This is a genomic window from Glutamicibacter sp. MNS18 (genome assembly GCF_026107515.2).
Lineage (GTDB): Bacteria > Actinomycetota > Actinomycetes > Actinomycetales > Micrococcaceae > Glutamicibacter.
On sequence record NZ_JAPCHW010000021.1, the window covers coordinates 25813 to 35088 of the forward strand.

Below are 9276 nucleotides of genomic sequence, written 5' to 3' on the forward strand. Positions count from 1 at the left end.
TTTGTGGAGTGCAAAATCAGCAAGGGGCGGGCTCGGGTTGCCGGTGGGGCAGTGTTGCGGTGTTCCGCTCCGCCAGGCCGAAGCCGACGGTCATGCCAACCCCCGAGGTGACGGAGACGACCGTGACCCCTTCGGCCACATCGGCCACCAGCAGCGGTCCCCGCGGGCTGGAGGCGTAGATCCCCTGCCAGCGTTCGATCACCGTCAGATCGTGGCCGGATAGGACGGTGCCGATCGTCCGGTGTAGGGTGCGGGAGGTCGACTCGTCCAGGAAGGGGTCCTGGGTGGCGGCGTACCGGTGGGAGTCGCCCAGCAGCAGGGTGCCGTCGGGACGCTGGGTGAACATCACATTGGCGTCAATGGCCAGCAGGTGAGGATGCTCCGCCGCCAGTTCGTCATGCAGTGCCCGGGCCGAGGGCACCTCGGTGAAGGCCTGGTAGCGCAGCATGGAACTGGCGGTCAGTACCGCCGGAGCCAAGTCCAGGCCCTTGGGGGCTTGGGTACGGAGCATGTTCAGCGCGCAGCGCTGCACCTGGTGGGCTTCGGCCAGCTCCGGGAACAGGTAGTCGACATCGTGTCCCACGCAGAAGTACACCTGGTCGGCCTCGAACGCGCCGCGGCTGGTGTTCACCCGGGCCCGCCGGGTGATTCCACTCTCAACGGCGGTGGCGCTGGTATTCCAGTGCACCGCGGCCCGTGGCCGGGTATCGACCCAGGCGGCCAGCTTGGCCACCGTGGTGCGTGGGTCCACACGCAGGTCGTCACGCAACCAGGCACCACCGATGATGCCAACGGTGTCCTGGCGGCCCAGCTCGGCCGCGACCTGGGCGGGTGTCAGCAGGCGGATCTGGCCCGGTTCGCGTAGCTGAGCGAGTTCGGTCAGCACGGCCAGTTCGGTTGCTGTGGTGGCCACGACAACCGCACCGGACTCGACGGCCCAGAACCCGGATTCCCGTGCGTAGTGCAACCACAGCTCGCGTCCGTGGCGGGCCAGGTCGTAGAGTTCACCGGATTGCGCGGTGATGCAGCAGTGGCCGAAGTTGCGGACCGAGGCGCCGACCGCCTGGTGGTCCCGGTCAATGACCCGCACGCTTAACCCGCGGTCAATGGCGCGGGCGGCGTGGGCCAGCCCGACGATGCCTGCTCCGACGACAAGGACATCGCTATGTCGTGTTTCGAGGGTGGATTGTGTGGTGGAGGATTCGTTGATCACGCCATTGATCATGGCTGGTGGATGATGCACCGGACAAGCCGCAAAGGCACTTGTCTGGACAAGTTTCCGCAGTGTTCACCTTGGCCAACCAGTGGACATCAAATGTTCACCGGCAAGCCCCGGTTATCGCTGAATTCCGCGGAGTTGCCCTTGTATGATCAAGTGGTGAGCCAGAGTAACCATGAACCCAAGCACCAGGTGCTGGCCGACGAATTGCGTCGGCGGATCCGCAACGGGCACTGGGTGGAGGGCGATGCCCTGCCCAGTGAATCGCAGCTGTCTGTACAGGCCGGGGCGTCGCGGGGAACGGTCCGGCAGGCCCTTGCCGCACTGCGATCCGAGGGACTGATCACCGGAGTGCAAGGCAAGCCGCCGGTGGTCGCCCATGCGGTCCCTTCCCAGCCCTTTACCACCTTCATGTCCTTCACCGAGTGGGCGCTATCCAGCGGGAGGGTCCCGGGGCAACGCACCATTGAGCTGGCCAAGCGTCCGGCGGACCGGCAGGTGGCTGCCCGACTGGAATTGGAACCCGACACCCAGGTGGTCCAGGTCCTGAGGTTGCGCCTGCTGGATGAGGTGCCGGCCATGCTGGAGCGATCCAGTTTCATCCTGCCGGTGGGCCGCCTGCTCTTTGATTTCGACACCGACACCGGCTCGATCTTCGGGTTCCTGCGTGAACAGGGGATCAGCCTGGACCGGGGCCAGCATACGATCGACGCGGTGGGAGCGGACGAGGTGGACAGCCGGCTGCTCGGGGTGCCCGCCGGGACCCCGTTGTTGCGTGAAAAGCGGTTGACCCGTTCACGGGCCGGCCAGGCCATGGAGTTCTCCGATGACCGGTACCTTCCGCATCTGGCCAACTTCAGCATCGAGAACACCTCCGAACACCGCGCGACCCTGGTCCGTGTGCCCGCCTCCGTGGCCTGAAACTTTTGAAACCCTGCAAGGAGATGAGGAAACATGATCGAATTGGTAGTTTGCGATATGGCTGGCACCACTGTTGACGAACACGGGGACGTGTACCGCGCGTTGCGGGACTCCGTGATGGAAACCGGTGTCGACGTGGCCGACAGCGACCTGCAACAGTGGATGGGCGTTGAAAAGCGTGAAGCCATCACCGCCCTGATCGAACTCGGCGGTGGACAACCCACGCCGGGGTTGGTTGACCAGACCTTCGAGCGGTTCCGCGAACTGCTGTTCGGCTACTACCGCGACAACCCGCCGACCAGCTTGCCCGGAGTGGAGCAGGCGCTGCGGGAACTATCGGCCCGCGGAATCAAGGTTGCGCTGAGCACCGGATTCTCGAAGGACGTGGCCGATATGCTGATGGCGCAGTTGGGCTGGAAGACCGGTGAGGGGCAGCTGCTTGACGCGATCGTCACCGCGGACCAGGTCGCCGCCGGACGGCCTGCCCCCTACATGATCCACCGGGCCATGGAGCTGACCGGCGTGCGCAACGTCGCCCGGGTGCTTGCGGCCGGGGACACCGTCGTGGACCTGCAGGCGGCGAGGAATGCGGGGGCTGTCGCGGTGGGTGTGTTGACCGGGAAGCTGGGCCGCGAAGATCTGGAGCGCCACCCCCACGATGCCATCATTGATGGGGTCGGGGACTTGCCCCAATTTGTCGCCCAGCTGTGCGACACCGCGGTGCCTGCCGGTTCCTGAGGCGGCACCGGAAACAGGAGTCCAGCGGCACCACCCGGTGGGTGGTGCCGCTGGACTCCTGCCCGTTGGCGGGCCCCTGCAAGGCCGTATCGCCCTGCCCGGAAAGCCGAAAGAGGCGTACCCTGAAAAGAGGGGGACCAAACGGAACTACTGTTTCAGGGGAGATGGTCGGCCATGGTTGCTGAGACCAGGTTCAAGATGCCGTTCAACTACGTCCAGATCCTGATTGCGGCCTTCGGGGCCGCCTCGATCTGCACATTCATCTACTTCGTTGCCGGTGCAGCCGGCGCATCAATGAATTTCACCGGGGGCCTATTCGAGCACCTGGCCTTCATTGAAGTCATCAGATTCACCGTCATGCCAATTGTGGTCCTGGGCTTTTTGACCTGGGTGATCGGGCGGGCCAGGCCGGGATTCTGCAAGATCGCGCAATGGGTCGGGGTGGCGGTCGTTGTGCTGGCGATCATCAACCCGATCATGTTTGCCGCGGATCTGGCCAGTGGCATCGCGTTGGCGTTGATGCACCTGATCGTCGGTGGCTCGTGGTACCTGGCGGTGAACTACTCAAACAGGAAATATAACGAAGCCGCGGCGCGGGAACACTGAACCGCGCCCTTCACGGCAGGTGAATCGAATACCACCCAGGGCATGACATGCGTCACGGTCACTGCTATGGTCGGAGCACGCCCGGGGTGGGGGACCAGTCCACGTTCACCTGATGCGGGGCGTGCGGTTGGTTCCGCAGGGAACCGGCCACGGTGATGAACTGGACGACCGGAAGGACCCTCATGGGTGGATCGAATGCATGGTCGAAGGGGCAGATCGCCCACGGAGACTAGGCTGGCCTGCACACAGCGAGCCAACTGACCAGGAACTTGGCCGCTGGCGCTGCTACGCAGGCCGCTGTGTCGCGCGCCCATCATCATTCGTTCATTCACAGTGCTTCCCTCCGCGGGAAGCAGGAGGAAGCGGCATGACCGCCAAGAACACCGACGACTCCCAATGCCTGATCACCGTTAATGGCACGGTGCGGGAATTCACCGGGCCAACACATACCAACGCCCTGGACTTCCTGCGCGGCCAAGGGCTGACCGCCAGCAAGGAAGGCTGCGCCGAGGGGGAATGCGGGGCCTGCTCCATCCTGGTGGCCCGACCGGACGGGGACACCACCCGCTGGACCGCACTCAATGCCTGCCTGCTACCGGCCGCGGCCCTGGACGGCCAGGAAGTGATCACCGCCGAAGGGCTGGGGAGCCGCACAGATCTGCATCCCGTGCAGCGGCAGCTGGTTGAACGCGGCGGCTCGCAATGCGGTTACTGTACCCCGGGATTCGTCTGTTCCATGGCTGCCGAATACTATCGACCCGAACGCGCGGCGAACGGGAACGCCCAGGCTGATACCCCGGAGATCGGGGACCCGCATTGCGGGCCCAACGGTTTCGACCTGCACGCGCTCTCCGGCAACCTGTGCCGGTGCGCCGGATACCGGCCCATCCGCGACGCGGCCTTTGCACTGGACACCCCGGCCACGGGAGACATGCTGGCTGCCCGGCGTGCTACGCCCGCACCGGCGGCGGCACACACCGACCTGACCCGAGCCGACACCCCCGCCGGCCAACCGGGCCGGTACCGCCGGCCCGGAACCCTGGAGGAGGCACTGCGGATCCTGGCCGAGGAACCGGAGGTGCTGCCGGTGGCCGGGGCCACCGACTGGTCAGTGGAGGTGAACATCAAGGGCAGGCGCGGACAATCCCTGCTGGCCATCGACCGGCTGGAGGAACTGCGGCAACTGGAAATCACCGACACCCGGATCGAGATCGGGGCCGCATGCACGCTGAGCGAACTAGAGCGCTCGCTCGAGGGACGAATCCCCCTGCTTGACCGGCTCTTTGGACAATTCGCCTCCCGGCTCATCCGCAACAGCGCGACCATCGGCGGGAACCTGGGGACCGGCTCACCCATCGGCGACACCCCTCCGGCCCTGTTGGCGCTCGAAGCCGAACTCGTGCTCGGCTCACTGGCCGGCCAACGGACGGTACCGTTGGCCGGCTACTTCACCGGATACCGGCAAACGGTCCGCCGCCCCGGCGAACTGATCACCGCCATCCGCATCCCGCTCCCGCTGAGCGCGCTGACCGATTTCCAGAAAATCGCCAAACGGCGCTTCGATGACATCTCCAGTGTGGCCATCGGCTATGCGTTCGCCGTCCAGGACGGCATCATCAGCAAGGCACGGATCGGGCTGGGCGGGGTGGCGGCCACCCCCTTGCGGGCCACCGCCACCGAAACGGTGCTCGAAGGCCGGCCCTGGAACCTGGAGACCATCCAGGAAGCCGCACGGATCATGGGCGCCGAGGGGACCCCGCTGGATGACCACCGGGCCAGCGCCCGCTACCGAAGGGCCATGCTCACCGCCTCGCTGGAACGGTTCTATGCCGAAGAACAGCAGCGGGCCGACCTGGCGAAGGGGGAAGGCAAATGAGCGAACTGTCCCAACGTCCCGACCAGCCTGTTGTCGGGGAAAGGCACCCGCATGAATCGGCGGTAGGCCATGTCACCGGAAGTGCGCTGTACACCGACGACCTCGACCGGCGGATGGCCGGGGTGCTGCACGCCTACCCGGTGCAATCCACCTGGGCGCACGCCAGGATCCCGGGTCTGGACATCAGCGGCGCCTACCGGGTGCCCGGGGTGGTGCAGGTGATCACGGCCGCCGATATTCCAGGTGTCAATGACCAGGGGGCCAAACATGATGAGCCGTTGCTGCCGGTGGACGAGGTCATGTTCTATGGTCAGGCCGTGGCCTGGGTGCTCGGCGAGGATCTTGAAGCGGCCAAGGCCGGGGCGGCCGCGGTGACGGTGGATTACCAGCCGCTCGACTCGCTGATTACCGTGCGGGAAGCCATCGCGGCGCACAGCTTCCACGGAATCCAGCCGGTGATCAACAAAGGCGACGTGCAGGCCGCGTTCCGGGATGCCGCGCAGGTGTTCGAGGGGGAATTCGAGTTCGCCGGTCAGGAACACTTCTACCTTGAGACGCAGAACTCGCTGGCCGTGGTGGATGAAAGCGGTCAGCTGCTGATCCATTCCTCCACCCAGCACCCCACCGAAACCCAGGACATCGTCTCGCACATCCTGGGGATCCCGGCCCACCGGATCACCGTCCAGGTAGTGCGCATGGGCGGGGGCTTCGGCGGCAAGGAAATGCAATCCCACGGGTATGCCGCCATCGCGGGACTCGGGGCAACCCTCACCGGACGGCCGGTGCGGGTGAGATTGGATCGCACCGTGGATATCACCATGACCGGCAAACGCCACGGCTTCCATGCCAGCTGGAAAATCGGTTTCGACACCCAAGGCAGGATCCTGGGCCTGGACGCAACCCTGACCGCCGACGGAGGGTGGAGCCTGGACCTGTCCGAACCGGTACTGACCCGGGCCATGTGCCACATCGACAACGCGTACTGGGTGCCCAATATCCGGGTGCACGGTCGGGTCGCCAAATGCCACAAGACCTCGCAAACCGCCTTCCGCGGGTTTGGGGGACCGCAGGGCATGCTGGTCATGGAAGACATCCTGGGACGGGTGGCCCCGCACCTCGGGCTGAGCGCCAGGGAACTGCGGCGCCGGAACTTCTACACGCCGGGGCAGGACACCCCGTACTACCAGCCGGTGCGCCACCCCGAACGGATGCACGCCGCCTGGCGGCAACTGCTGGACAGCGCCCGGATCGAACACCGCGAAACGCAGATCGAACACTTCAACAGGACGCATGAGCACGTTAAACGCGGCCTGGCATTGACCCCGGTGAAATTCGGGATCTCCTTCAACCTCACCGCCTTCAACCAGGCCGGTGCCCTGGTGCTGGTCTACAAGGACGGTTCGGTGCTGGTTAACCACGGTGGCACCGAAATGGGGCAGGGACTGCATACCAAGATGCTGCAGGTGGCCGCCACCGCCCTCGGGGTCGAGCTGGACACGGTGCGGATCGCGCCGACCCGTACCGACAAGGTTCCCAATACCTCGGCCACGGCGGCCAGTTCCGGCAGCGACCTGAACGGTGGTGCGGTGAAGGACGCCTGTGAACAGATCCGCGCACGGCTCGCCCAGGTGGCTGCGGTCAAGCTCGGTGTCCCGGCCCACGAAATCCGGTTCAGCCGTGGGAAGGTCTCCAGCCTGGGGGGAGGCGAAACCATCAGCTGGAGGGACCTGGTCCATGCCGCCTACCTCCAGCGGGTCCAGCTCTCGGCGGCGGGTTTCTACCGCACCGAGGGGCTGCACTGGGATCTGGGTGCCATGCGGGGTGAACCCTTCAAGTACTTCGCCTACGCGGCTGCGGCCAGCGAGATCGAGGTCAACCGCTTCGACGGCTCCTACCGGCTGCGCCAAGTGGATGTGGTCTATGACGTGGGCGACTCGCTGTCCCCGCTGGTCGATCTTGGCCAGATCGAGGGCGGTTTCGTTCAGGGCGCCGGCTGGTTGACCCTGGAGGACCTGCGTTGGGACACCAGCGACCGCCCCAGCCGGGGGCGGCTGGCCACCCAGGCCGCCAGTACCTATAAGATCCCGAGCTTCTCGGAAATGCCAGAGGTCTTCAACGTCTCCCTGCTGGACAAGGCCCACGAGGAAGGCGCGGTCTACGGTTCCAAGGCGGTAGGAGAGCCCCCGCTGATGCTGGCCTTCTCGGTACGCGAGGCCCTGCGTCAGGCGATCGCCGGGTTTGCCCGGCCCGGAACCAGCGTGGAACTGGCCTCGCCTGCCACCCCCGAGGCTGTCTTCTGGGCGGTCCAAACGGCCCGGGAGACACATGACATGATCAGCAGGCGGCCCTCATGACGTGGATTGATGCGGTGCTCCGGTTGCGTTCCCAGCGAACGCCGGCGGTGCTGGTCACCGTGATCGGGATACGCGGTCATGCGCCCCGGGAGGCCGGAACCAAGATGGTGGTCACCGTCGACGAGCTATACGAGACCATCGGTGGCGGCAACCTGGAGATGACCGCGGTGACTACTGCGCGACAGATGCTTGCCGGGGCGGTGAAATCACCCGAAACGCTGACCCTCCGGCTGAATGACAAGGCCCCGGCGGCCTATGGCCGGCAATGTTGCGGGGGAGAAGTGACAATCCTCCTCGAACCGCTGGCGGTTCCCGAGGCGGTGGCGATCTTCGGGGTAGGCCATGTGGGACTTGAACTCGCCCGGATCCTGTCCAGGCAGGATATCGAACTGTATCTGAGCGATGCGCGCCATGAGGCCCTGCAGGATCTGGGCATGCTAGAGCCATCGGTGGCCCGTATCCATCCGCGCCATTCCGTGATCGGTGAGGAGGTGCTCAGCCGGTTGCCCGGCGGAACCCATGTGTTGATCATGACCCATGACCATGCCGAGGACTTCCACCTGTGTGATGCCGCTTTGCGGCATCCGGCACTCGGCTCGATCGGACTGATCGGCTCCATGGCCAAATGGCAGCGGTTCCGCAAGAACCTGGCCGACTCCGGGCACGCTGCCGAGGTGATCGAGAGGATCACCTGTCCCATCGGGGACCCGGAGGTGGTGGGCAAGGAGCCGGCCACCATTGCGGTCAGCGTCGCGGCGGACCTGTATAAGCGCATGGCCGGGGTCGGTGCCGCGCGGGTCTGAGTCTTGGGGGTTCGGGGAGTGCTGCCTGAACGCGGAATGTCGCGTATTTCACGGCTGAAAAACCTGTTGCCCAAGACATTGCGGACGTAGTATTAGTTGTTTTCTTTCAACTAGTACAAGGAAGTTGCTACGCCCGTGAGTACCGAAACGACCTACCGCAGCCCGTTCAACTACGTCCAGGTACTGATCGCCGCACTGGGTGTGGCCTACCTGAATGTGATCGCCTACTTCATCGGTGAATCCTTCGGCGCCTCCATGGAGTTCAGCGGCGGATTGATTGAGCATGTCCAGTTCGCCCACGTGATCGGTTGGACCATTGCCCCGATCATGGTCCTGGGGCTGGTGGTCTTTGTCCTCGGCCGCGGCAAGCCGGGACTCTGCAAGGTCGCAGGGTGGGCCGGACTGGTCGTGGCGGCGCTGTCAATCGCCAGCCCGATCGTTTTCGCTACCGATATCGCCACCTCTGTGACCATGGGCGTCTTGCACCTGGTTGCCGGAGTCGCCTTCCTCTTTGCGGTGCACCACTCGAACAAGAACTAGCTGGAGGGTACTTTTTCTCAAACCAGAGTGCCTTTCGGTGCAACAGAGAGCCTGTCCGCTGCACAGTCGAAGAATCCCGGTAGGCATCTGGCCTACCGGAATTCTTCCGGACTAGAGCCCCGCACTACGCGCAGGCCCGTTTCAACAGCTATTTCGGATTGGTGATGACCTTCGTCGTAGCCTGCTCCGGACGATGCCCCTTCTTCGCCAACTGGATCT

At 65.0% G+C, this 9276-nt stretch carries 8 protein-coding genes; 7 read left to right on the plus strand and 1 reads right to left on the minus strand.

Annotated elements, in window-relative coordinates:
- Positions 1-16: 16 nt before the first annotated feature.
- Positions 17-1225, minus strand: a complete 1209-nt coding sequence (locus tag OK351_RS17340; protein ID WP_265161567.1) for a TIGR03364 family FAD-dependent oxidoreductase — start codon at positions 1223-1225, stop codon at positions 17-19.
- A 153-nt stretch (positions 1226-1378) separates the two neighbouring features.
- On the opposite strand from OK351_RS17340, the gene OK351_RS17345 reads away from it, so the two are divergent.
- From OK351_RS17345 to OK351_RS17375, 7 genes are all read left to right on the plus strand, one after another.
- The gene (locus OK351_RS17345) at positions 1379-2140 is read left to right on the plus strand and encodes a GntR family transcriptional regulator (protein ID WP_265161569.1); all 762 of its coding nucleotides are present in this window, start codon (positions 1379-1381) and stop codon (positions 2138-2140) included.
- A gap of 33 nt (positions 2141-2173) precedes the next feature.
- Positions 2174-2878, plus strand: coding sequence for a phosphonatase-like hydrolase (locus OK351_RS17350; protein ID WP_265161571.1), 705 nt, complete (start codon positions 2174-2176; stop codon positions 2876-2878).
- A gap of 174 nt (positions 2879-3052) precedes the next feature.
- Positions 3053-3484, plus strand: a complete 432-nt coding sequence (locus OK351_RS17355; RefSeq protein ID WP_265161573.1) for a DUF6069 family protein — start codon at positions 3053-3055, stop codon at positions 3482-3484.
- A 367-nt stretch (positions 3485-3851) separates the two neighbouring features.
- A complete protein-coding gene (locus OK351_RS17360) occupies positions 3852-5360 on the plus strand; it encodes a xanthine dehydrogenase small subunit (protein ID WP_265161575.1) in 1509 nt (502 codons plus the stop codon).
- Positions 5357-7714, plus strand: a complete 2358-nt coding sequence (xdhB, locus tag OK351_RS17365; protein WP_265161577.1) for a xanthine dehydrogenase molybdopterin binding subunit — start codon at positions 5357-5359, stop codon at positions 7712-7714. Before OK351_RS17360 ends, xdhB begins: the two co-directional genes overlap by 4 nt.
- Positions 7711-8517, plus strand: coding sequence for a xanthine dehydrogenase accessory protein XdhC (xdhC, locus tag OK351_RS17370; RefSeq protein ID WP_265161579.1), 807 nt, complete (start codon positions 7711-7713; stop codon positions 8515-8517). Before xdhB ends, xdhC begins: the two co-directional genes overlap by 4 nt.
- Positions 8518-8652: 135 nt before the next feature.
- Positions 8653-9057 carry a DUF6069 family protein gene (locus OK351_RS17375; protein ID WP_265161581.1) on the plus strand — a complete coding sequence of 135 codons (405 nt, stop codon included), beginning with the start codon at positions 8653-8655 and terminating at the stop codon, positions 9055-9057.
- The last annotated feature ends 219 nt before the right edge of the window (positions 9058-9276 follow it).

What these genes read in the sequence shown, in the direction of transcription:
- OK351_RS17340 (WP_265161567.1), bottom strand. Translation starts at nt 1,225, where the DNA reads ATGATCAATGGCGTGATCAACGAATCCTCCACCACACAATCCACCCTC.
- OK351_RS17350 (WP_265161571.1), top strand. Translation starts at nt 2,174, where the DNA reads ATGATCGAATTGGTAGTTTGCGATATGGCTGGCACCACTGTTGACGAA.
- OK351_RS17355 (WP_265161573.1), top strand. Translation starts at nt 3,053, where the DNA reads ATGGTTGCTGAGACCAGGTTCAAGATGCCGTTCAACTACGTCCAGATC.
- OK351_RS17360 (WP_265161575.1), top strand. Translation starts at nt 3,852, where the DNA reads ATGACCGCCAAGAACACCGACGACTCCCAATGCCTGATCACCGTTAAT.
- xdhB (WP_265161577.1), top strand. Translation starts at nt 5,357, where the DNA reads ATGAGCGAACTGTCCCAACGTCCCGACCAGCCTGTTGTCGGGGAAAGG.
- xdhC (WP_265161579.1), top strand. Translation starts at nt 7,711, where the DNA reads ATGACGTGGATTGATGCGGTGCTCCGGTTGCGTTCCCAGCGAACGCCG.